Annotated in this window: 14 protein-coding genes; 7 read left to right on the top strand and 7 right to left on the bottom strand. The window is 43.6% G+C overall.

Annotated elements, in window-relative coordinates:
* The first annotated feature begins 295 nt into the window (after positions 1 to 295).
* The 3 genes from psbD (at position 296) to V7K69_RS22180 (ending at position 4,757) form a co-directional block, all read left to right on the top strand.
* Positions 296 to 1,351 carry a photosystem II D2 protein (photosystem q(a) protein) gene (gene psbD / locus V7K69_RS22190; RefSeq protein ID WP_012409998.1) on the top strand — a complete coding sequence of 352 codons (1,056 nt, stop codon included), beginning with the start codon at positions 296 to 298 and terminating at the stop codon, positions 1,349 to 1,351.
* Positions 1,352 to 2,108: 757 nt separating this feature from the next.
* Positions 2,109 to 2,390 carry a 4a-hydroxytetrahydrobiopterin dehydratase gene (locus V7K69_RS22185; RefSeq protein WP_335038285.1) on the top strand — a complete coding sequence of 94 codons (282 nt, stop codon included), beginning with the start codon at positions 2,109 to 2,111 and terminating at the stop codon, positions 2,388 to 2,390.
* Between the two features lie 657 nt (positions 2,391 to 3,047).
* The gene (locus V7K69_RS22180; protein WP_335038283.1) at positions 3,048 to 4,757 is read left to right on the top strand and encodes an iron uptake porin; all 1,710 of its coding nucleotides are present in this window, start codon (positions 3,048 to 3,050) and stop codon (positions 4,755 to 4,757) included.
* Positions 4,758 to 4,934: 177 nt separating this feature from the next.
* Here V7K69_RS22180 and V7K69_RS22175 read toward each other — a convergent pair whose 3' ends face one another.
* From V7K69_RS22175 to acpP, 4 genes are all read right to left on the bottom strand, one after another.
* A complete protein-coding gene (locus V7K69_RS22175; RefSeq protein ID WP_335038281.1) occupies positions 4,935 to 6,281 on the bottom strand; it encodes a serine hydrolase in 1,347 nt (448 codons plus the stop codon).
* Positions 6,282 to 6,447: 166 nt separating this feature from the next.
* A complete protein-coding gene (gene tkt / locus V7K69_RS22170; protein WP_335038279.1) occupies positions 6,448 to 8,475 on the bottom strand; it encodes a transketolase in 2,028 nt (675 codons plus the stop codon).
* Positions 8,476 to 8,787: 312 nt separating this feature from the next.
* A complete protein-coding gene (gene fabF / locus V7K69_RS22165; RefSeq protein ID WP_114085683.1) occupies positions 8,788 to 10,038 on the bottom strand; it encodes a beta-ketoacyl-ACP synthase II in 1,251 nt (416 codons plus the stop codon).
* A gap of 294 nt (positions 10,039 to 10,332) precedes the next feature.
* The gene (acpP, locus tag V7K69_RS22160) at positions 10,333 to 10,587 is read right to left on the bottom strand and encodes an acyl carrier protein (protein ID WP_335038276.1); all 255 of its coding nucleotides are present in this window, start codon (positions 10,585 to 10,587) and stop codon (positions 10,333 to 10,335) included.
* 423 nt (positions 10,588 to 11,010) lie between these two features.
* On the opposite strand from acpP, the gene V7K69_RS22155 reads away from it, so the two are divergent.
* The 3 genes from V7K69_RS22155 (at position 11,011) to V7K69_RS22145 (ending at position 18,475) form a co-directional block, all read left to right on the top strand.
* Positions 11,011 to 11,922 carry a CoB--CoM heterodisulfide reductase iron-sulfur subunit B family protein gene (locus V7K69_RS22155; protein ID WP_335038274.1) on the top strand — a complete coding sequence of 304 codons (912 nt, stop codon included), beginning with the start codon at positions 11,011 to 11,013 and terminating at the stop codon, positions 11,920 to 11,922.
* A 780-nt stretch (positions 11,923 to 12,702) separates the two neighbouring features.
* Entirely contained in the window at positions 12,703 to 15,420 is a 2,718-nt protein-coding gene (locus V7K69_RS22150; protein WP_335038272.1) for an S-layer family protein, read from the top strand.
* Between the two features lie 196 nt (positions 15,421 to 15,616).
* Complete coding sequence (locus V7K69_RS22145; protein ID WP_335038269.1) at positions 15,617 to 18,475, top strand: CHAT domain-containing protein; 2,859 nt, start codon at positions 15,617 to 15,619, stop codon at positions 18,473 to 18,475.
* A gap of 171 nt (positions 18,476 to 18,646) precedes the next feature.
* On the opposite strand, the gene V7K69_RS22140 is transcribed toward V7K69_RS22145, so the two are convergent.
* The 3 genes from V7K69_RS22140 to V7K69_RS22130 form a co-directional block, all read right to left on the bottom strand.
* Positions 18,647 to 19,405 (bottom strand): DUF928 domain-containing protein, encoded by a 759-nt coding sequence (locus tag V7K69_RS22140; RefSeq protein ID WP_335038266.1) that lies wholly within the window; start codon positions 19,403 to 19,405, stop codon positions 18,647 to 18,649.
* A gap of 109 nt (positions 19,406 to 19,514) precedes the next feature.
* Positions 19,515 to 21,881 (bottom strand): CHASE2 domain-containing protein, encoded by a 2,367-nt coding sequence (locus V7K69_RS22135; protein WP_335038264.1) that lies wholly within the window; start codon positions 21,879 to 21,881, stop codon positions 19,515 to 19,517.
* 92 nt (positions 21,882 to 21,973) lie between these two features.
* Entirely contained in the window at positions 21,974 to 23,434 is a 1,461-nt protein-coding gene (locus V7K69_RS22130) for an AAA-like domain-containing protein (protein WP_335038262.1), read from the bottom strand.
* A 365-nt stretch (positions 23,435 to 23,799) separates the two neighbouring features.
* Between V7K69_RS22130 and V7K69_RS22125 the strand changes: the two genes are divergently transcribed.
* Positions 23,800 to 25,386: a calcium-binding protein gene (locus tag V7K69_RS22125; protein WP_335038259.1), complete on the top strand. Its 1,587-nt coding sequence runs from the start codon at positions 23,800 to 23,802 to the stop codon at positions 25,384 to 25,386.
* The last annotated feature ends 7 nt before the right edge of the window (positions 25,387 to 25,393 follow it).

Raw genomic sequence — 25,393 nt, 5'->3', positions numbered from 1 at the left:
AAATGGGCATTGGAAGAGGCAGAGGGGCAGGGCGCAGGGAGCAAGGGGGAGAATTCAAATTACCTCTTTCCTCTCTTGTTGCCCTGCTTTATCTACCTCGTCTGGGTAAAAAATTAATTTTTATTACAAAACCCCTAGAAAAATTAGCGATTTACACCTAATATGATTAAAGGTGTGTAAAAAATTGTAAACTTGGTTAACAACCCGGTTAACTTTCTGCTTATGGAAGGCTTTTATTTAGCCATCTATAATACAGATACAACCTGTACTTATAAACATTTGGAGATTTGCTCTAATGACCATCGCAGTTGGACGTGCGCCCAGTAGAGGGTGGTTTGACGTTCTAGACGACTGGCTCAAGCGCGATCGCTTCGTATTCGTAGGTTGGTCAGGGATACTGTTGTTCCCCTGCGCCTTCCTAGCACTAGGCGGTTGGCTGACCGGCACCACCTTCGTCACCTCTTGGTACACCCACGGATTAGCCTCCTCCTACCTAGAAGGTGCTAACTTCCTAACAGTGGCAGTATCCACCCCCGCCGACAGCATGGGACATTCCCTATTGCTGTTATGGGGACCAGAAGCTCAAGGCGACCTCACCCGTTGGTTCCAACTGGGTGGCTTGTGGCCATTCGTTGCCCTACACGGAGCCTTCGGTTTGATTGGCTTCATGTTACGGCAATTTGAAATTGCGCGTCTAGTAGGAATCCGTCCTTATAACGCCCTCGCCTTCTCAGCTCCCATTGCAGTATTCGTCAGCGTATTCCTGATGTACCCCTTGGGACAATCAAGCTGGTTCTTTGCACCCAGCTTTGGCGTAGCGGCAATTTTCCGGTTCCTGCTATTCTTGCAAGGCTTCCACAACTGGACACTCAACCCCTTCCACATGATGGGTGTTGCTGGTGTATTGGGTGGTGCGCTACTGTGTGCTATTCACGGTGCAACAGTAGAAAACACCTTGTTTGAAGACGGAGATGGAGCTAACACCTTCCGCGCCTTCAATCCCACCCAGTCAGAAGAAACCTATTCAATGGTGACAGCAAACCGTTTCTGGTCACAGATTTTCGGGATTGCTTTCTCAAACAAACGCTGGTTGCACTTTTTTATGTTGTTCGTGCCAGTCACAGGTTTGTGGATGAGTGCCGTCGGCATCGTCGGTTTAGCACTCAACCTACGAGCTTATGATTTCGTCTCCCAAGAATTACGGGCGGCGGAAGACCCTGAGTTTGAAACCTTCTATACCAAAAACATTTTGCTGAACGAGGGTATCCGCGCTTGGATGGCTCCTCAAGATCAACCCCACGAACAATTTGTATTCCCTGAAGAAGTTCTACCTCGCGGTAACGCTCTCTAAGAATTCAAATTTGACCATGACTTAAATTAGAGTTGTGGTTGGCAAAAATTGACATCAGCCAGATTAAATAATCTCCTTGGCATAAGCTAATAAAGTGTCAATATTCCCCATTCTCCAGTCATCTCCCACCAAAAGGCGGGAGATTTTTTTATATATAGTTAATTTCTCTAAATTTATGTGTTATGTTAGGTGAAGGTTATAAACCCAGAGTAAATACTCTGCCCTTTTAAAACTAAGACCGCTTAGGCAATAAGGAGGTGATGCCCATGATAGAAAGTAGTAAATGCGTGGGTCATCAGGTTGCAGTTAGCCGGCTGTGTGCCGGGGCTGTTCTCTAAAAGTTAGCCTTGGTTATCTTTGAGATACTAAGTTAGCTCAAGTAGCTAGGCAAGCTCGGAGTTCCTTCCGGCAGTCTGGTTGCAACCTGAAGACCCGCTAGACCGCTCTGATTTAGATCATCCGATCAAAATCAGAGCGGATAGTTTTTTATGGGTGACTTTTTAAAACTTAGATAGCAATACAGGCGATGGATAAAGCCAATGCGTTTAAGTTCTCTTAAAAATAAAAATATCTTGCATCCAACTTTGGTGTATGACCAAATGTGAGCTACAGCATTTATTTACTTAGCCTGATTTAAATATATACACACGCATTAGGCATTAGCTGATCTTCCCATCCTTGTATATGTGGAAAATGAAGTGGTTATATTTCTGTCAAATGCAAGATGTAACAAATATATAAGTAGGAATTTGTTGACATGACACAACTACTCACGAAAACGGAAATTCAAGAGCAGGCAAAGGTTTTGTCAGGTTGGACTGTCGAAGAATCTAAGTTGTATATTACTCGCACATTCAAGGATTTTATCCAAGCAATTGAGTTCGTTAATAAACTGGTGGAACCAGCTGAGTCAGCAGGACATCATCCAGACATAGAGATTTCCTACAACAAAGTGAAGATTACACTTACAAGCCATGATGCAGGCGGACTAACACAGGCAGACTTTGATGTAGCGCAGACGATTTCCCAAATTAAATAAGTGATTTCTTCTGATATCTTGCACCAGGCGACTGTAAAGTAACAGCAACAAAGACAAAACACGCCTATCTGTACTCATGAGAGTAAAACTAACCTGTAGCTTGATTAAGAGCAAGGGTATGCGTTTTTCTTGACAGTGCGCGGATTTCAAAAAACTTGATTCCTGATTATTGTTTTTATTCCAAAAATACCAGGCAACTACGCTCCTGAAAGGCTTTGCTACGTTTGTTATAGCCGCGCCAGTGGATTTCAACTGGTGTGCAATTTCTACACGCTAAGTGTAAGAAGTAGTTTTTATCTGCAAGATGCTAAGTATAGAAGACTTGCAGCAATTTAGCCAAGTAGGAACTAAATGCCCTAAACTTTACTCCCTGCTTATATATATAGACAGCTATGTGTGACAGTTATTAAGCCGATCGCTCCAATCTTGCCATCTAGATCAGATGTTTTATAATGTTATGATATAAAGATATGTTTTTGCATAAGTTAATCACATCAGTTTTTAACTCCAAGTTAATCGTTTATTAGCTTTGCAAAAACTAAAATTGTAGTAGTGGCAATTATGCCTCATCCATAGGTTTCGATGAGATGTCGCATTTTCGAGAATTAGGTGGAACGAAACCAATTATCTAAACAAGGTGTGAGGAGTAAAGAAAAAATGTCTAATCTATTATGGAAATCCTTAGTGGTTAGCCCAGCAGTTTTGGGGGCAACGTTGTTAGTTTCGACAACGGCAATTGCAGCTCCAAACACAACCACTGAAGTAGCACCAGCAAAACAAGCAGGTGTAGCTGAAGTTGCCCAACAGCCAGAATTGTTGGCTCAAACAACGATAGATCAAGTTAATCGTTACAGCAACGAAGGCAACCAAAATAACTCTCAGTCTCAAGTAACATCGGTTTCGCAATTTTCCGACGTACAACCCACTGACTGGGCATTCCAAGCATTGCAGTCCTTGGTTGAACGCTATGGTTGTATTGCAGGTTATCCGAATGCCACTTACCGTGGTAATCGTGCTTTGACCCGTTATGAATTTGCTGCTGGTTTGAACGCCTGTTTGGATCGCGTTAATGAGTTGATTGCCACAGCAACAGCTGACTTGGTGACAAAACAAGATTTAGCTACCCTACAGCGTTTACAAGAAGAATTTTCCGCAGAATTGGCAACCCTACGCGGTCGCGTAGATTCCCTAGAAGCGCGGACTGCTGAATTGGAAGCCAATCAGTTCTCCACCACTACAAAACTAGTCGGTGAAGCCATTTTTGCCGTTACTGATGTGTTTGGTGGTAACACTGGTGACAACAACAATACAGTCTTCCAAGATCGGGTACGTTTGGACTTGCAAACCAGCTTCACTGGTAGAGACATTTTACATACCCGTCTCGCAGCAGGGAATGCAACAGCTTTCACACAATTTGATAACGCTGGTGGTGCGATCAATACTTTTGAAGGCACACAAACATTTGAAATCGGTAGCACTGGTAACAATGCTGTGCGGATAGACCGATTGACCTATGAAGTTCCTGTAGGCCCAGCCAATGTATACTTGGCAGCCAGTGGCGGACGACACAGCCATTATGCTGCTGTCAACAATCCTTACTTTTTCGACAACACTGATGGCGGTAACGGCGCTTTATCCACCTTTGCTTCTGAAAGTCCCATTTATCGGATTGGTGGCGGTGCAGGTATAGCGCTCAATTTACCTCTTGGTAAAGGTCAGGGTCTTTTGGGAAATAGCTCAATCACTGCTGGTTACTTGGCATCGCAAGCTAATGATCCTGCTCTTAGTTCCGGTCTGACCAACGGCGATTATGCTGCTTTAGGACAGTTGAACTTTAGTGTTGGCGATCGCTTGGCTTTAGCTGCCACTTATGTCCACGGATATAGCGCTGGTGGTTTCTTGTTCGACTCCGGTTCGACGACAGACGGGAATATTGTTCCAGTAGGTACTGGACAAGCTAACACTCTACTAGGTGCAGGTTCCAGCAACTCCTACGGTGTGTCAGCTGCATTTAGACCCAGCGACAAACTATCAGTTAGTGGCTTCGTCTCTTACCACGATGTCAGTGGCTTCGGTGCAAATGATGATTATGAAGCTTGGAGCTATGGTTTAGGTGTAGCCTTACCTGATTTCGGCAAAAAGGGTAACGTTTTAGGTATTTTTGCAGGCGCAGAACCCTATTCCTTTAACCGTCCAGGTTTTGGTGGCAACAATGACATACCATATCACTTTGAAGGCTTCTACAAGTATCGCGTATCGGATAATATCTCTGTTACCCCTGGTGTAATTTGGTTGACCTCTCCTGGTCAGAGCAGCGCTAACGATGATGCAATTATCGGTACACTCAGAACAACTTTCACCTTCTAGACTGTTGACTATCCATTGATAATTTAGAACTTTATTTTTCCCCGCCATCAGGTGGGGTTTTTTATTTTGAGTAGCAGCAATGGATAAACCCCAGCGATTAATCGGGGTATAGCAGGAAAGTAGTAGGGGCGTAAGACCTTGCGCCCCTACGTTCACTCAAAGTAACAGTTGCGTCTTCTATCTCGTAGCACTGTTAGATGAACCAACCGCAGCGAGTGGATTAGTCTGATTCAGATAATCGTAAACTAGTTGGGAAACTTGACGGATAAAGTCTCTCCCTCTAGTGTCCTTATAGGGACGTGTGACGAAGATAGCCGCTAAATAACGTTTACCATTTGGCATAGTCACAAATCCGGCATCACCAATGAGAAACCCGATATCTCCGGTTTTGTTGGCTATGACTGCACCTTTTCCTAAACCTGCGGGAAGCAGTGTGTGAATTGTAGTGTGACGCAGAATATCCAAAGCTTGCTCCCGACTTTGTGGAGAAACTAGCTTGTTATTCACAACTAAAGCCAGCACTCGCGCCATATCTTGAGAACTTGTGGTGTTGGTTCCTCTCAAATCAGCCAAAAGATGACGAATTACTGTGTCTTTCAGTCCCCAGTTACGGAAGCGCTGATTTAGTTTTGTAGCTCCACCTAAGCGATCGATAATCATATTGGTGGCGGTATTATCACTAATGGTAATCATCTTAGTGATGGTTTCCAAAGCTGTATACTTCTTGCCAACTCGCTCATACTGCATAGTTCCAGAACCATTGGTTACTAAGTCACGTCGCATAGTCAGGTTTTCCTGAAGGGTGACTTTACCCGCATCTAAATCTTGGAAAAAGGCAATGAGAATTGGCAATTTAATCGTACTAGCTGCGGGGAAAACGCGATCGCCCCCAACATCCAAATAATCCCCAGTATCCAAATCTAGGAAAAACATTCCTGTTTTCAGGAAACTGTAACGATTCATCAAGGCTTTAATCTGCGGTTCCAGCGCTTTCATCGGTGAGTGCATAGGAATTACGCCAGCAAACAGAGTGCTATTATCACTTACTGTTGGAGAAATACTCGATTGAGTCGGAGTTATTTCTAAAATGTTTGGCTGGGTTGCAGTCAATTGTATCGGCTTGGGTAACTGCACAGACCAATGATTGAGAGATTCCTCTTGCAGCTTCACCTGTGCTAAGTCGAAAGTGTAATTGGGTGCTAAGGTAACGACCATACGGGTAGTATCTGTATTAAACTGCCCGATGCTAATGTCTTTAATTACTAACCCCACTCTTTGACTAGTCTGTGGATATCCTAGTTTAACTCCAGGTAAATCAATTACCAGACGGGTTGGATTGGTAAGTAATTGTACTTTGGGTTGAATATTCTCGTCTGTCGTAAAATCCAGATGATTACGATTGCTATCAAAATGCCAATTAGCGATCGCAGCAGCTTTGACAGTGGAGCCAAACAGGAACAAGCTGAAGAAGCTGGGTAGAAGCAAGCTAAATTTTAAAATTTTTTCTTTGTGTGTGAGGAGCATTGGTGATCGTTGTGTGTGATGAAAATTCATGAACGAACAAAAGCCGCCCACCATTAAAGCACACATATCTATAAACAATCTTCTTCTGCGTAAAAAAAAGGCGGGCAATATGCCCACCTCACAAAATTTTGAGAATATTGAGAATATTGAGAATATTCTGTTGCTATTAACCCAACAATTGTTTAGCCTTAGCTAACACATTATCAACGCTAAAGCCAAACTTCTCTAGACAAACATTACCTGGAGCTGAAGCACCAAAGCGATCGATACTAACGCAATCGCCTTCAGTACCCACGTATTTGTGCCAACCGAAACTGCTACCAGCTTCTACAGACAAACGCTTGGTGACAGCTTTTGGTAGAACAGACTCTTTATAAGCTGCATCCTGTGCTTCAAAGAGTTCCCATGAAGGTAGCGAGACAACACGGACTTTCTTACCTTCAGCCTTGAGTTTTTCGGCTGCACCGACGGCGAGGCTCAATTCTGAACCAGTAGCAATCAAGATGATTTCAGGTGTACCTTCGCTATCTACTACGGTGTATCCACCCTTCGCTACGCCTTCAATTGATGTACCTGCCAAGTTGGGGACGTTTTGACGAGTGAATGCCAATAGAGATGGAGCGTTTTGCTTCGCTTTCTCGATCGCTACTTTATAAGCGCCAGAGGTTTCGTTACCGTCTGCGGGACGAAACACTAATAAATTAGGAATGGCTCTCAAGGAAGCCAGAGTTTCAATGGGTTGGTGTGTAGGGCCATCTTCACCTTGTCCAATGGAATCGTGAGTCATCACCCAAATCGCGCCAGCTTGAGAAAGGGCGGATAAGCGGATGGCAGCACGCATATAATCTGTGAAGATTAAGAAGGTAGCACCGTAGGGGATTAAGCCTGAAGTGTGCAGCGCGATACCATTACAGATTGCGCCCATCGCGTGTTCCCGCACACCAAAGTGGATGTTGGGGTTTTCGTAGTGACCTTTTTGGAAGTCGCCCTTACCCTTGATTTCGGTCAAGTTGGAGTGGGTTAAGTCAGCCGAACCACCAATCAATTCAGGTAAAACTGTCGCTAGTTTGTTGAGGCAGGTTTCTGAATGTTTGCGGGTAGGCAATCCTTTGTCTTCTGGGGTATAGGTGGGTAGTACCTTATCCCAACCGTCTGGTAGCTTGCCGCTTAGGTAGCGTTCAAACTCAGCCGCTTCTTGGGCATACTTAGCTTTGTAGTCGGCAAATGTTTTGTTCCATTCTTCTTCGTAACCTGCGCCGCGTTCAACTGCTTTGCGTGTGTGGTTGAGGGCTTCTTGTGGAACATCAAAAGGCTCATATTCCCAACCCAGATTTTTCCGAGTCAAGGCTATTTCGTCTCCACCCAAAGCAGCACCGTGAATACCGGCAGTGTTTTGTTTGTTGGGGGAACCGTAACCGATGGTGGTTGTCACCTTAATCATTGATGGTTTATCGGTGACAGCTTTAGCTTCTTCAATTGCTTTGGCGATCGCTGCTAAATCGGTATTGCCGTCTTCAACGTGGAGAACGTGCCAACCGTAAGCTTCAAACCGCTTGGAAACATCTTCGGTGAATGCTACATCTGTGGAACCGTCGATGGAAATGTGGTTGTCGTCGTACAAAGCGATGAGTTTGCCTAATCCCAAGTGTCCTGCGAAAGAAGCAGCTTCACCAGAAATACCTTCCATGTTGCAACCGTCACCTAAAATTACGTAGGTGTAATGGTCAACAATCTTGGTATCAGGTTTGTTAAATTTAGCGGCAAGGTGCGCTTCGGCGATCGCTAAACCAACTCCATTGGCAATTCCTTGACCCAAGGGCCCAGTTGTGACTTCCACGCCTGGGGTCATGAAGTTTTCGGGGTGTCCAGGGGTTTTGGATTCCCATTGACGGAATTGCTTGATATCTTCAATGGTGACGCTATCGTAGCCTGTCAGGTACAGTAGGGCGTACTGCAACATTGAGCCATGACCGGCAGACAAGACAAAGCGATCGCGGTTAAACCACTTGGGATTTTTGGGATTAAACTTCAAAAAGCGATCCCAGAGGACAAAAGCCATCGGAGCCGCGCCCATTGGTAGTCCTGGGTGTCCCGATTTTGCCTTTTCTACGGCATCAATAGCCAAGAAGCGGATCGAGTTAATAGCCAGTTCTTCGACGGACAATTCTTTGGCGGATTGGGTTGCAACAGTCATAATCTCTTGTTTTTAACGACGGGTTAGCACTCTTCGTAGCTTCTTTTGCTGGGGTTATTTTAGATTCCCCACAGTATCCTCATCATCCCACTCCCGCTTGTCGATGGACAAGCGGGATCTCCTGAGTTTATGGTGATAAATCAAGCTGATAATTGGGTCATGCTGAACGCTTAAGTTATATCGGAATGATATTTCTGATACTTTGGGCATGGGGAATGGGGAATGGGGAATGGGGAATGGGGAATGGGGCATTGGTTATTAATTCCTGTATCTCATCTCCTCATCTCCCTGCTCCCTGCTCCCCTGACTCTTTTAAACGTATTTCTTAAAGGCCAGTGTGACATTATGACCACCAAATCCAAAAGAATTGGATATTGCCACCTCGACTTTTTGAGCGCGGCTGTAGTTAGGCACGTAATCTAAGTCACATTCTGGATCGGGATTTTCTAGATTGATTGTTGGTGGAATTTGGTCATTAGCGATCGCCAGTACTGTTGCCACAGCTTCAATACCTCCAGAACCGCCTAATAAATGACCTGTCATCGATTTGGTCGAGCTAATTGCCACCTTATAGGCGTGTTCTCCCAAGGCTTTTTTGATGGCTGAGGTTTCAGTTGAATCATTCGCCGGGGTACTAGTGCCGTGGGCATTAATGTAGCTAATTTGTTCGGGAGTTATACTAGCATCTTTGAGCGCCAGTTCTATGGCTCTTGCTGCACCTAATCCGCCAGGGACGGGGGAAGTGATATGGTATGCGTCACAGGTCATACCATAGCCGATCATTTCGGCATAAATGTGAGCGCCGCGACTTAGGGCGTGTTGCAGTTCTTCGAGAATTAAAATTCCTGAACCTTCACCTAATATAAATCCGTTGCGATCGCGGTCAAAGGGGCGGCAAGCATGAGCCGGATCGTCATTGCGAAAAGAAAGGGCTTTGCAGGCAGCAAACCCAGCCATTGATAATGGTGTCACAGCTGCCTCTGTTCCGCCGCAAATCATCGCTTTGGCATATCCCCCTTGAATTAAGCGGAACGCATCGCCTACAGCATTAGATCCAGCAGCGCAGGCAGTTACAGGACAGGAATTAGGGCCTTTAGCACCCGTGTGAATTGCCGTCAATCCTGCTGCCATATTAGCGATCATCATCGGTATCATGAATGGACTACAGCGATCGGGCCCACGGTTGAGGTAGATCGTTTGCTGGTCTTCTAATACCTTAATGCCGCCAACGCCAGAACCGATCATGACACCTACCTGTTCTGCATTCAGTTCATTAATAACTAACTGCGCGTTAGCTATAGCTTGTTTTGCTGCTGAAACCCCAAATTGGGCAAATCGATCCATGCGCTTGGCATCTTTGCGCTCCAAGTAATCATGTGGATCGAAGTTTTTTACCTCACCAGCAATGCGGCAATCATGGCTAGACGCATCAAAAAATGTGATGTAGTCAATGCCATTACGTCCACTCAATAATCCATCCCAATATTCTGTTGCTGTGTTACCTATCGGTGTAATCGCGCCAACACCAGTTACAACAACGCGTTTACGTGTATGATCTGTCATGATTCAGTTAAAGGTGGCGAAAAAGCAGCAGGCATTAAACAGTGCTGAGTTATGTTAGCGGCTAGCTAGGGTTTAGCCCGTCCTGAGTTCTGAGTTTTGGAAGCACCCAAAGATGGAGAAAACTCCGAACTTTTGCCTCCGAAAACTCTAACTCTTAGACTTTTAACTGTTCAGCACTCAGTTAAAAGTCAAAGCAGTGGTTTTTGCCATAAACGCCCAGAGGGAGCGAGACAAAGCCATCTGAACTTCTCTCAATCGGAGACTCCAAGGGCGAACAGAGACTCAAAACTTTTTTTAAGCTGATGCAGCAACTTTGTTATTGATATAATCTACTGCGTCTTGAACCGATACAATCTGCTCGGCAGCTTCGTCGGGAATTTCGATATCAAATTCTTCTTCCAAAGCCATCACGAGTTCAACAGTATCTAGGGAATCAGCTCCTAAATCTTCCATAAACTTAGCTTGTGGGGTGATTTTCTTCTCATCTTCAACGCTAAGTTGTTCGATGACGATTTTCTTGACCTTTTCAAAAAGTTCCGTTTGACTCATAAATAATAAAAGTCCTTAACCAGTTGCTAGGATCTACTCTTTAGAGAAGACATTGTTTTGAGCATATACATCTTATCGTCAAGCGCGATCGCCCGTATACTACCAAGGGTTTTTCTATTAGAAAAACTCTCCTGTTCCTCAAAAGAATCGGGTAAATTTTCTGGGAACAGTTGTTTATGGGAGCGGACTACGCCATCGTCGATACCGTGTAAATGCTTTGATTGTCAATTATTGCTAAATTTTTTTACAATGTCTCGATCGGTATTTACAGCCTTGCTAGCAATCAGAATATGTAGACACTCCAGCTTTGAACCTAGATGGTTAAAGAATCGCTGAAGGTCAAACATCATAATTTTGGTGCTAACAAGGAAGTAATAAAACAGTTATTGTTTAAAGCGATCGCTCTAACCCAAATATACCTCTATGCTATCTCAGACACTCAAACTCAAGTACGCTTATTTCCCTGGTTGTGTTGCTCAAGGGGCCTGTCGGGAACTTTACCAGTCAACTCAAGCCCTTACTAAAGCACTAGGTATTGAATTGGTTGAACTTAAAAAAGCTGCTTGCTGTGGTTCGGGCACATTTAAAGAAGATTCTCAACTGTTAGAAGATACAGTCAACGCTAGAAATATCGCCCTAGCAGAAGAATTAAATTTGCCCTTACTTACCCATTGCAGTACTTGTCAAGGTGTTATTGGTCATGTGAACGAACACCTGAAAGAATGTAAGACAACTGATCCTACATACATTGAACAGGTGAATGGCTTGCTGCATAAAGAAGGCTGTTCGCCTTATCGTGGCAGTACTGACGTTAAACATCTTCTCTACGCTTTGGTGACAGATTACGGTTTAGACGAAATTACCAAACGTGTCACCCGAAAGTTAAGTGGATTAAAATGCGCGGCTTTTTATGGCTGTTATCTCCTCCGCGCCCAAAAATCCATGCCTGATGACGACCCGTTCCAACCAGAAGCGATGGAAAATATGTTTCGGGCTGTAGGTGCAACACCAATTTATTACCGAGGCCGGACACAATGTTGTGGTTGGCCTCTTGCTAGTTATGCCACTACCCAATCTTTCAAGATGGCGGGGACGCATATTCAGGACGCTTTGACATCTGGTGCTGACTGTATAGTTACACCTTGCCCACTGTGCCACTTAAATTTAGACTCGCGTCAGCCAGAGGTGGAAAAGGTAATTGAGCAAAAGTTAGGTTTACCAGTATTGCATTTACCTCAGTTGATTGCTTTAGCACTTGGGGTTAGTCCAAAAGAACTGGGTTTAGAACGGCACGTTGTTTCCACTAAGCCAGTGTTGGAGAAATTAGGATTTTAGTTTATGGATTACTCAGACAATACAACTTGTAGAGACGGCGATTTATCGCGTCTCAAAACCCATGATTTTGTATAAGTAGCGCTTTGAACCGTATTGGATTATCAAGTAGGGGCATAAGACAATACGGTTCGGTTAAAGGGGAAGTTTTAAATACATCCTTTACCCTTTACCTAGCCCACAAGGAAACTGAAAAATGCCTATCCAAATGCTGTGGGGGTTTAAGATTGTTTATGCTCTCAACTTCAGCAAAATCCCGCTTAGTAAAGTTTTGCGTCAAAATGTAGCGTTTTTAATGTAAGCTGACGCATTACTAATGCAAGCCAACACATTACCAATGCAAGCCAACGCATTAACAATGTAAGCCGACACATTAACAATGCAAGCCAACGTATTAACAATGCAAGCCAACGCATTAACAATGCAAGCTGACGCATTGGCATTGCACTAGATTGCCAAATCTAATTCGCTACGAATTAATAAAATGCTGTACTTAGTTTCAATATTTTGCCTTTACCCCCTCCTCAACATTTTCAATAGGTAATACCATTTTTTTGTGAGGCTGTACCAAATTTTTAGACTTCTTTCTGTGCTATGTTGCGGGACTCCGTTGGAGAACTCGTAGAGTAGCCGCTCCGTGTCTATGGGTTTCGTCTATTTTTCTTCTAATAAAAAATCAAAACTTTCAAACTCACAAAGATGGGGAAAGTCTCATTCATTTAGCCGCCACTTCTAGTTACCAGGACTGCGCGGCAGAATTTCGTTCAACAGGTAAATTCTCAGATGCTTACAAGCGATCGCAGTTGCAGGTGGACATCGTACTTGGTAAGTGGGTTAATGATAGGTGGAGCGATCGCTTGTTGTGAATCCACGGTAGCCCAGCTCGTACCCGATGCCACTTTAGGATCTGAAAGTTCTATAGTTACACCCCAAACTCCCGATTCCGCCGTTAATGTAATTTCGGGCGGAGCAACGCGGGGTAAAAATTTGTTCCACAGCTTTGATCAATTTTCTGTCCAAACTGGAGGTACAGCGATCTTCAACAATGCTACAGATATTCAGAACATAATCAGTCGAGTCACAGGTTCGTCTATCTCTAACATTAATGGATTGATTCAAGCCAACGGTACAGCCAATCTGTTTTTACTCAATCCGAATGGAATTATTTTTGGGCAAAATGCGCGTTTAGATATACGTGGTTCCTTTGTTGCCACTACTGCCAAAGCCATACAATTTGGAACTCAAGGTATTTTGAGCGCTGACAATCCAGAACCACCCTCGCCTTTGCTGACAGTCAATCCTTCCGCTTTACTCTTCAATCAAATTGCTGCATCCATTCAAAATAACTCAACCTCGCCAGCCGGACTAACTCCAGCAGGTGAAAATTCGTTTGGTCTACGTGTTCCAGATGGTAAAAGTTTGCTGCTAGTAGGCAGGAATATCAGCATGAATGGCGGTCAACTAAATGCTTATGGTGGCAGAGTCGAGTTGGGAGGATTGTCCGCCAGTGGAACTGTAGGGCTTCAAGTCGATGGCGACAATTTAAGTTTGGGCTTTCCTGATAACGTAACGCGAGCAGATATATCTTTAACTAATGGTGCTGGTGTAAGTGTAGAAAGTGGAGGTGGTGGTAGTATTACAGCCAATGCCCGAAATATAGAGATTTTGGGAGGAAGTTTCTTAAGTGCCGGTATTGCAAAAGGTTTAGGCTCAGTTAGCTCTGTGGCAGGAGATATTACGCTCAATGCTACAGGAGAAATAAAAGTTGCAAGGCAAAGGAGCTTTGTCTTCAATAATGTACGCGAACAAGCAAAGGGAAAGGGGGGGAATCTAATCGTCAACGCCCGTGACTTCCTTATGGAGGATGGAGTGCAAGTTGCTGTTGGTACATTAAGTGCGGGCAGAGGTGGAGATTTAACTATTAATGCTCAAAATTCTGTACAAGTCATTAGTAGCGATTTAATAACTACAGTTCAGTCAGGAGCAACAGGTGATGCGGGGAATTTGACAATTAATACTCAACATTTACGAGTGTTGGAAAGGGGAGCTGAAATTACGACTGCAACTTTCGGTGAGGGTAAGGCAGGAAGCTTGACAGTGAATGCCACTGATTCTATACAAATTGTTGGTAACACTGGTTTGTTTACTAGCGCTGCCCAAGACTCAACAGGTGATGCAGGCGACCTGACAATTAATACTCATGAGTTATTAATGCAGAAAGGGGGACGGATTAGCGCTTCAACACTTGGCCCAGGAAAAGCAGGTGATATAACAATTAACACTAACAACCTACGTTTAGAAGATGGGACATCAGTTAGCGCTGGTACACTTCTGACAGGCAAGGGTGGGAATTTGACTATAAAAGCAGATATTTTACAACTGACTGGTACTAGCTTCTTGCTTACTCAAGCAAACCCAGGCTCAACCGGAGATGCAGGAGACATGACAATTAGCACAGGGAAATTGCTCATTCAAGGAGGGGCACAGGTCATTACGAGTACATTTGGTGCGGGTAAAGGGGGAAATTTAACCGTTGATGCTTTTGACGTGCAGCTGATTGGTAGAAGCGCAGATAATCGGTTTGGTAGTGGCTTGTTTACTTCAGCACAGCCAAACTCAACAGGGGATGCAGGAGATTTGACTATTACAACTAATACGTTGCTAGTGCGAGATGGTGCTAGGGTCAGCGTGCAGAGTTCTGGAACAGGAACCGCAGGCAACATGACAGTAAATGCAAACTTTATCCGCTTAAACAACAACGCCTTACTCAGCGCTAATACACGCAACGTTCAAGTGGAACCCAACTTAGAGCAGGCGACAATTAGTATTAACTCAAAAATTTTGGCGATGAGTAGCAATAGTAACATCAGAACTAACGCCACTGGAGAAAATGTCATCGGTGGTAATATCAACATTGACACTGATTTTCTAGTTGCCGATCAAAATAGTGACATCAGCGCTAATTCTACTAACTTCCGTGGAGGAAATGTCAGAATTAATGCCCAAAGTATTTTTGGGACTCAACTGCGAGATTTGCCATCCGAGCAAACGAGTGATATTACCGCTACAGGGGTAAGTCGTGAGTTCAGTGGAAATGTAAAAATTACTACATCTGATGTTGACCCTAGTCGGGGATTAGCCCAACTGCCAACAAATTTAGTTGATGCCTCACAACAAATTGCTCAAGGCTGTACTCCCAGAGGTGAGCAGACTAGTAGTTTTGTTACCACAGGACGCGGCGGCTTGCCAGACAATCCCAATGAGATACTTAAGGGTGATGCAATTGAGGTAAATTTAGTTACTCTTGACCCGAAAATAAGTCGCTCTCGGACAGGAAGAAATGCGATCGCATCTCCTCCTCTCCCCGCTCCTATAATCGAAGCTCAAGGGTGGGTAATAGGTAAAAATGGCGAGGTGCTGCTCATAGCTTCTGCACCCACTGTCACATCCAATAATTCTGGGTTGACTCCAGAATCATGCAATTTGTGGCAACAAGACTAAATTGGTTGGCGGAAATAATTATTGTTGGGAATGGGGAATGGGGAATGGGGAATAGGGAATAGGAAATGGGGAATAGGGAATGAGCAATAGGCAATTATCTACGCCCACTTGCTTATCATGAATGACTAGTAAATAGATTGCCAGCGTAAGACCAGATATCTTTTGCAAAGACGCAAAGGGCATTGAGGGCAAGAATGTGAAAAGAAATAATGGTTTCTGTTTCTGGAGAATCCGCCGTCTGTTGAAGTATTTACACAGAAAAGTGAATCGTTCGGGAATTCTAGTCTTACTCTTGGTTGTGTTTTTAACCACTAGTATATTACCGCCTACTTTCGCTTTTATAGCTGCCCAAAACTCTCTTATTGAAAAAGAGGCAAGGGAGCAGAGGGCAGGGAGCAAGGGAGATAGTTCAGATAGGGATTCGACCCCACAGCCACAAAAACCACTTCTATTAAGTGGGGGACTTAAATCCATGTTCCGCTTCGGTTCACAGCAGGAGTCAGAAGTCATTCCCCTCTGCTCTCTACTCTCTTCTCCCTGCCTCTTCGTTCAAGGTGTAACTAATGCCGAAGAGTTATTTCAACAGGGCAAAAATTTATATGAAACAGAACGTTTTTATGAAGCATCTTTAGTCTTTCAACAAGCATATATCGCTTTCAAAGCTCAAAAGGATGAACTCAGGGAAGCCATGAGTTTGAGCAATCTCTCCTTGGCTTATCAACAATTAGGAGAGTGGTCTAAAGCCAGTCAAGCGATTCGCAATGCGATCGCTTCGCTTCACGCACAAAGTCTTAATCTATTACAGACTGGACAAAATATAAACACTTTTACCGAGCCAGCCTCCCTCACGCAAATTTTAGCCCAAGCTTTAGATATTCAAGGTCGGCTACAGTTAGCACAAGGAAAAGCTGAATCAGCTTTAAATACCTGGCAACAGACAGCTGCAATTTATGCACAGATAGAAGACAAGACTAACTTAATCCGCAGCCAGATTAACTCTGCCCAAGCATTGCAAACTTTGGGGCATTATCGTCAAGCCCAGAAAATATTAACTGAGATTAACCAAAACTTGCAAAATGAACCAGACTCAACTCTCAAAGCTACGGGATTGCGTAGTTTTGGCAATGTATTGCAAATAGTTGGCAATTTAGAACAATCTCGACAAATTTTGCAGCAGAGTTTAGAGGTGGCAATGCGAATGCCAGAGCAATCTCCTCAAACAATCAGTGAAACTTGGCTCAGTTTAGGCAACACCGCCACAGCCCAGCACGATATTCCAGCCGCTCTAAATTACTATCAACAGGCTGCCGCTACCTCTACCTCTTTAACTACACGCATCCAAGCTGATTTGAATCAACTTCACTTACTGTTGGATGACAATCAATTAACTGCTGCTCAAGGGTTGGTGTCTCAGATTCAACTTCAAATCCCCAATTTGCCTTCCAGTCGCAAGACGATTTATGCTCGAATTAACTTTGCTCAAAGTCTCATGAAATTAAGAGCTAAAGGCGTAAACGGGCACGAAGTGAAAGAAATTGCCCAGCTTTTGGCTATAGCAGTTCAACAAGCCAAAGATTTACAAGACCAGCGCTCAGTTGCTTATGCACTGGGAAATTTGGGAGGATTATACGAACAGACCCAACAAATTAGTAGCGCCCAAGAACTCACCCAGCAAGCCCTAATTCTATCCCAAGCGATCAATGTGCCAGATATTACCTATCGCTGGCAATGGCAGCTAGGACGCTTACTGAAAGCACAGGGAGATATTAAGGGGGCGATCGCAGCTTACACCGAATCAGTTAAAATCCTTCAGTCCCTTCGCAACGATTTAGTTGCGATTAATCCAGAGGTACAGTTTTCTTTTCGAGATGAAGTAGAGCCAATCTATCGGCAGTTGGTCAATTTGCTGTTGGAATCAGAAGGAAACTCCCAAAAGAACCTAATCCAAGCTCGCGCCGTTATTGAATCTCTACAACTAGCTGAACTTGACAACTTCTTTCGGGTTGCTTGCTTGGAAGGAAAACCAATCCAAATTGACTCTGTTATCGATCAAAAAGATCCGACGGCAGCAGTTATCTATCCAATTATTTTGGCAGACAAACTAGAAGTTATTCTCAAGTTACCTCAACAACCGTTGCGCCATTACAAAACCGCTATCACTGCAATGGAAGTGGAAAAAACTTTAGAACAATTGCGACAAAAACTGATCAAACCTTACACACTGCAAGAAACTCAGTCATTATCCAGGCAGGTATATAATTGGCTGCTGCAACCAGCACAGCAAAACTTAGTCAAATCCCAAATCAAAACTTTGGTATTTGTCTTGGATGGTTCCTTGCGAAATATTCCAATGGCTGCTCTGTACGACGGTCAACAATATCTGATCGAGAAATATGCGATCGCTTTGACTCCAGGGTTACAATTATTAGCCCCAAAGTCTTTGTCACAACAACAAATAAAAGTTTTGACTGCCGGAATAACTGAAGCTCGTCAGGGCTTTTCTGCTCTTAGCAATGTAGCGCTTGAGTTGAATCAAATTAAGTCTGAAGTCCCGACTACAGTGCTTCTCAATCAAGAATTTACTAGTAAAACTTTCCAAAAAGAAATCAATTCTGTTTTTTTCTCTGTAGTCCACCTTGCAACTCACGGCCAGTTTAGTTCCAAAGCAGAGGAGACGTTTATTCTCACCTGGGATGGTCGGATCAACGTCAATCAGTTAGATAGCCTACTTCGGATTCGAGATAGCGAAAAAGCTGGTGCGATCGAATTACTGGTTCTTAGCGCCTGCCAAACTGCTGCTGGGGATAAGCGGGCGACTTTAGGACTTGCTGGGATAGCTGTACGGGCAGGGGCACGCAGCACCCTTGCTTCTTTGTGGAATGTGGATGATAAATCCACAGCAGAACTGATGAGTCAGTTCTACGGAGAATTAATTAGCAAACAGCTGACTAAAGCCGAAGCACTCCGTCAAGCTCAATTAGCTTTATTAAAGAACCCTAAGTATCAACATCCCATATTTTGGGCACCTTACGTCCTAGTGGGCAATTGGTTATAGCTGAATGGCACTAAGAAAAGCTGAAACCTCGTCAGGGCAGGGTGTGGGAGGTGTGGGAGGTGTGGGAGGACGGGGAAGAAGTCTTACCCCCCACACTCCCCACACTCCCCACACTCAAAAAGCAATTTATATCAGGGCTTTGCGATTAACAAGCGTGCCATTCGGTTATAGCTATTGGCAGCAGTCTACTATTGGTTCTGCAACAATGTCAGTTAGACCAACAGTTTGCAATATCTTAGCCCAATCAGCACTTTTTGGGTCTAGACGGTGAAGTTCGGCTGAAGCAGTCAGGGACTCGTACCAAATACCATTTGTGGCATAAAGAGCGATGCGCTGGTTTGGTGTTGCTTTATCTAACTGACTTTTTAGAAGAGCGTTAGGTTCGACCCTTTGAATCCAACCATCAACAAAAACAGGTGGTTGTTGTTGATGACAGTAAATATTGAAGTACCAATGATAACGCTTGCCAATTTCTAACGAGGAAGCCGTTGATGGCAGAGAGAGGCTAATAATTCCTGGTAGCCCAGACAGCGAAACAGGGCTTTGATATACAGTCTGCCCCGCTTCATTCTGTAGGACGAACTCTGTGGAAACTGCGGTTAGATCAGGAACGTAAAACCAGAAAGTTGGATGAGAATTAGTTGTTAATCCAAAGACTAATTCTGCATTTGGAAACGGATAAACCGGAACTAACGCTGTTAGTAGCTTTCCTTTGGATGTACTAAACTGCTTGTCCATGTTTTCGCAGCCGCGCTTACCTCCTCCAACGCGATTACCTGGTGCGTTAATGTCATCTGGGGGAGGAGGTGCGTTAAAAATCAACGATGGGAGAACTTCAGATTTGATTGGCTGTGCTTGCACTGGCGTGAACCAGAACGATACCAAAGCGATCGCAAAGGCAAGTTTAAGTTGTCGAAGACCTAAGCTCATATCACCACTAACTCAATGTTTTTACATCCTTGAAATGGCTAGGATAAATATAATAAAGGCTATTTATATCTTCAAAAGCATAAAAGGTATTTTCGCAAACCTTTACTGGCTAAATAGATTTATTGCTGTTACTGCCTTGAGAAAGGCTGTAAATTACTACAATACTGCCTGTAACGACCAGAGCGATCGCAGCCGGAATTAGCGGTATCCAAATACCTTTCAGCAGTATAAAAAAGCTAATTGCGGATATAGCACCAATTACAGCAACTCCGGCTATTCCTAAAATCCAGGAATGACGAATCCGCCATGCCAATATTCCTCCCAAAACAGACCAGAAAAAGACCCACAAACTCTCACCCCAAACGGGCCAAACCCACAACAGGGTTCGCCCATCTAAAACTGCACTGAGAATTTGACTCACCATTTGAGCATGAACCATAACTCCTGGTATTTCCTGCTTATGCTCGGTAGTGTAAGGGGTAGAAAAATAATCACCGGCGCTTTGGTTCGTAATACCAATAAGTACAATTCGATTCTTCACAATATTGGGATCGATCGCACCTCTGAGCAACTCTTTTAAGGTAATTTGCTCCACAGCCTTTAAGGGAGAGCCAGAGGAACGGTAATTTAGCAATATTTGATAGCCCCAGTCATCCATTTTTTGATAGCCACCAATATGCACTCGCAACCGCCTAAACACAATTTTACCAATTTGTAAATCTTTTTTTTTGGTGTACTTGATATCAATGCCTTCTGTTTGTAGATAACGAAATGCCAATTGAGCGCTGAAGGAGTATGGCGTAGTACAAGGGGATGAATCGCTTGGTTGCATAGCGATCAAATGGCGGCGGAGAATACCATCTGTGTCTTGAACAAAATCGCTAAAGCCTTGACGTTCTCTAGGAATTTCGGGAGGGGGTGAAACTCCTGGTTCATTAATTGTCGGTTCGCTGACTTTGCAAATAGCAATAAAGCGATCGCTACGTCGCATCCAATTAGCTAAAGATGCTTCCTTAGCTTCTACAGGGAAATCACGATAAATATCTAAGCCAATAGCTCGTGGTTTGAACTTTTCGAGTTTCTGCACAATTAGAGCCAGTGCGCGATCTGAAAGCGACCCTTTTCTGTCTTGCTGTTCAGGAAGCTTAAAATCATCTTCCGCGATCGCAACTACTAAAAGGCGGCGATCTGGTTGTTCGCTAGGACGCAGCCGCAGCAGTTGGTCAAAAGCCTTTAGCTCCAAAGGTTGTAATAGTCCAAGATGCCGCGCTCCCATGATCGAGGCTGTAACAACCACAGCTAACATCAGCACAGCTTGAAAAGATCGCTGGCTAGGCAATTTTTGCCGTGTTGCTAGTGATTGTGAGTCAAATAAAGCTTTATCAACCCAATTTTGATTAAAAACAGCAGCATAAATGGGGTTATAAACTTTTAAGTAACCCTGTTGCTTAACTACCAATCCTGATAGACGCAATTCCATTTGCTCAAGACTGTTATTTGCTGTGATTTGGCCCGTTTGCAAAATTTGCTGATAGAGTCGCAGTAATTTTTTAGTATGCCGTTCGCTTTTCAAAATGCGATCGCGAATCGTCCTCAGATGCTCCGGTTCATCTTGGGATTCCCAGTTTTCAATCACTTGAGAACGTATAAGTTTCTCAATATACTCTGCTTCCCCATTTGCTGGAATGACAGAGAAAGATGTAATAACTAACTGACAAAGCTTCTGAGTTAAAAAAGGTTGACCGCCACTCCAAGCTAAAATCTCTTGCAACACAATCTGAGGATTGATAATACCTACTAATCCCTCAGCTAATGGTTGAGCTTCATGCCATTGGAAGCCGCTTAGTTCAATTGCTCGACCAATATTAAAAGGTGTTCGGTGTTTGTCTTGAATCAAATCGTAGGGAGTAGTTACCCCTAGCAGTGCAAAAGTAAGACGCTGATAAGCTTGATTGTCGGCTCGTTTGTTATAGCAAGCTCGAATCAAAGCTAAAAAATCATCCTTGAAGTTTAATTTGAGAATGCTATCAATTTCGTCTACAAAAATTACGATATTTTCAGAGACTTCTGCCAGTAGCACCGACTCAATAAACTCACTCAAGCGTTGCACTGGTGATAATCCAGAGCGATCGCTCCACCAACTCAATACTTTGAATTTGGGAATAAAGCTACGTGCTAACCTTCGTAACACACCCAAATACCACTCAGATGGGGTAATATCTTGACTTCCAATCGCTGTAATATCGATCACACCACAAGCAATATCATCTGCTTGCAGTTTACGCATGGTTTGCACTCGCAGACTAGACTTACCCATCTGCCGCGAGTTGAAGACATAACAAAATTCTCCAGCCTTGAGTGCATCATAAAAATCTTTGTCGGCTTGTCGCTGCACGTAGCACGGAGCATCAATTTGCAGACTCCCTCCGATTTGATATTTGTAAGGCGAGTTTTCTGCTTTGCTCGTCGGATACATCCCAATACGGTTCGGTTAAGGTTTTTTGATGAAAATTCTAGATCACAAAGACGCGATAAATCGCCGTCTCTACAATAATTCGCAAAACTATACTAAGCCAGGCGATTTTGAAAATATTGGCGGTACAAATCGCAGCGTGGTATCACCTTATTGTCATTACAATATACAACTAGACCCATGCTGTGTAATTTAAACGCTGATTCTGAGTCTAACTCTATCGGTACTAAACTCTTCACAACTTGGCTAAAAGCTGTCACTAACTTTGGATCGTGTTCAAGATTACACAAATGTCCTCGCAGATGATCCTGGTAAATTGCCGCTTCAGTTGGGGCTGTTTGTAACAACTGCTCAAGAGAGATGTACTGATGTTGAACATGATAAAGAGCTAGCCGGATTAAATAGGGATGTCCTCCTACCATATCCATCAGTTTTTTGACCTGTGTATCAGTCCAATTTAGCCCTTGATGACGTGCAACTAAAATTTGGACTTGTTCTGGAGTAAACTCTTGTAATTCAATGCTCAACCCCACATTAAAGGGAGATTGATTGATATTTAGCGGAATATAAACTTCTTTAGAATGTACCAAAACTAGCCGGAGTTTTTTCCAGAGTTCGCTACTGCGATCGCCATACTTAGCATACTCATACCAAGCTCGTAACAGGTTAAAAAAGTCTTCGGCTGTGTCACGATAGGGAAAAATGCGATCGACACCATCTAAGCTAATTACTAATGGGCTATCGATTTCTTCTAACAAACACTCTTCAAAGTACGCAGTAGTTTTATCCTTACTGCCATAAATACTCCAATAATCATCTAACTGATGAAGCTGCTTCAGTTTCCTACCAACACTTTCACAGAACCAGCGCAAAAATGTATCCAAGCTGGCGAAAACTGCTTTATCTGCTAGATGGAAGCTTATAGAAACTGTTTGACAACCATGTTGTCTGGCTTCATTGAGAATCCTAGCCATGAGCGAGGTTTTGCCCATTTGTCTAGGTGCTTTGATCCGAATTAGGGAACCTGGCTGCAAAATCTCTTGATAACAGCGATCTTCAATTGGAGGGCGTTCAACATAAAAACTAGAAGCGAGAGGGACTTGACCTACAGGTAATTCTGTTTCTGCATTCTGTAGGGGTTGCTCGTTTGTGTATACGCTTAGTAATGCCTCGCTATTTTCCTCAGAAACTGAGTTGTTCAATGTCATTTTCTCCATTGTTAGCTGTGAAGATGACATCAGCTTTTGAGATTGTAAAATTGGCTCTAACCCTTTTGATGAAGCAGCAGTCCAGGAAATGCGCCATCGTTCTAGTGCTGCTTGAAAATTCTTTTTACCGACCTTTTCACCAAATGCTGCTGATAGCATCTGCCATAACTTAGGGCCAACATCATGCTGTAGGTATTCGGTAGTGTAGCCATGAGTTTGGGCAATTTCGTCATACTTCTTACCTTGCCAAGAGCTACGCAGTATGGTTACTTCAATATCCTTCAGGTGTCTTTTTGTCTGAGTAACAACTGCTGCATCTAATATTTTTAATGCTGTTTCAAAGTCCATTGTTCATGGATGAATCACAACTATTTATATATTGATATCCAGTCTGAACTTTTAACTTTCCAGATTTTTTCACAAATAATATTCTAATGGCTGAAATCCAGTTCTGGTCTGGTTCAGCAAATATTACTGTCCTTAAACTTTCTTACTTAACCTTACCTGACCCCTTTTATCGTTGATTTTTTGGAAATCAAACTCCTTAAATTATCCACATTTACCTTTTTGAGTTCAAAAGGCAACCTGGTAATAACAGCAATAGCAGTTGTTTGGCTTTGGACAAATCTAGCTTTTTTAGAAAATTTGTCCAAAGTCTAAATCAAGAAAACAATACACAAACTTACAAGTAAATCAAAGGAAATACAAAGATTATGGCGATTATTAGTGGAACTATAACCCCTGCTGACGACAGAATTATAGCTGATGGAGCAAACGATAGAATCGATGCTCTAACGGGTAACGATACGGTTTTTGGTGGCGCAGGCAATGATACTCTAATAGGCAACTTTGGCAATGATTCTCTATCAGGATCGCTTGGTAACGACTCTCTTGATGGTGGATTTAACAAAGACACCCTTGATGGTGGCGCGGGTAACGATACTCTCAACGGCGGCGATGACAATGACACTCTTATCGGTGGAACGGGAAACAATCGCGTTAATGGCGGTGCAGGTAACGATATTCTCATCGCTCAAAACGGGAAATTTCCGGCTATCGGTGATGTTGGTGATACCCTGATTGGCGGTGCAGGTGATGACGAACTGCGTGTTGAGGGAGCCTCAAATTATTTCTTGACCAATAATCAGCTGTTTGTCGGTAATTTAGCTCACCAATTTTCTGAGGTTGAGAATGTCAGGCTTACTGGTACTTCGGGTAATGACACAATTAATGCGTCTCAGGCTCTGTTGACAGGGCGAACTTTTCTCTTTGGTGATGCAGGTAATGACACTATCATAGGTAGCCGTGGTCTTGATCAAATCAACGGTGGTGATGGGAATGACAGCATAGTAGGAGGAGCGGGATTTAACTTCCTGCGTGGCAATAATGGCAATGACACCCTTATAGGGGGAAATGACAACAATAATTTTAATGGTGGACAAGGAAATGACTTTATCCAAGGTGGAAGCGGGAGAGATAGTTTTTCCGATAGTGCCTTTGATGGAGCAGGTGATGACCAATACATCGGGGGAGCAGGTGAAGACTTCCTATTCATACAGGGCGACAATAACTTTGAGCTTTTCTCATTTGCAAATGACCCAAATAAAAGCCAACTCAAAGGTGGTAAGTTTGGCCCTGGAGCCAATCTCGATGATTCAGCCACAGGAACTGATACCCTCCAAGGTATTGAAAACGTCGAAATCCAAGGAGGAGATAGCAGCAATCGCATAGATGCCAGTCGTGCCAGCCAAAATGTCAGCGTAATTCTTAATGGTCGCGATGGCAGCGATATTCTGCTAGCCGGTAGCGGTAACGATGTATTATTTGGCGGATTAGGCAACGATCGCGTTGAGGGAAATGCAGGTAACGATCGCCTAAATGGTGACTCTGGCAATGATATTCTGTCGGGAGGTAAGGGTAATGATACCCTCAGTGGTGGTGGTAATTTTAATAGCGGAGAGATAGATGTTTTAACAGGAGGAGTTTTATTTCAAGGGGTTCAATCTGTTGATACGTTCAGCTTACGTGACTCCTATCGGCAAGCTGGTCATGCTGTAATCACAGATTTCTCTCTAACAGATGGGGACAAGATCACTCTTAGCGGTTCTGCTAGCGATTACACATTTGTACAGCAAAACTTCAATACTAATAATAGTATTGGTAGTGGTATTTTTTCAAATGACTCATCTATCTTAGATACGGTCATCTTCTTCGGTTCGCCAATTTTCGGTGATGTGATTGCTGTCGCTGAGGATGTCAGCTTAAGTGCTATCACTCCTGGTATCACATTTACTGTCTAACACTTTC

Origin of the sequence: Nostoc sp. (assembly GCF_036917775.1) — a bacterium.
Classification (GTDB): Bacteria; Cyanobacteriota; Cyanobacteriia; order Cyanobacteriales; family Nostocaceae; genus Nostoc.
Note: the sequence above shows the minus strand (reverse complement) of the source record. Positions and strands in the feature narration are given on the sequence as shown.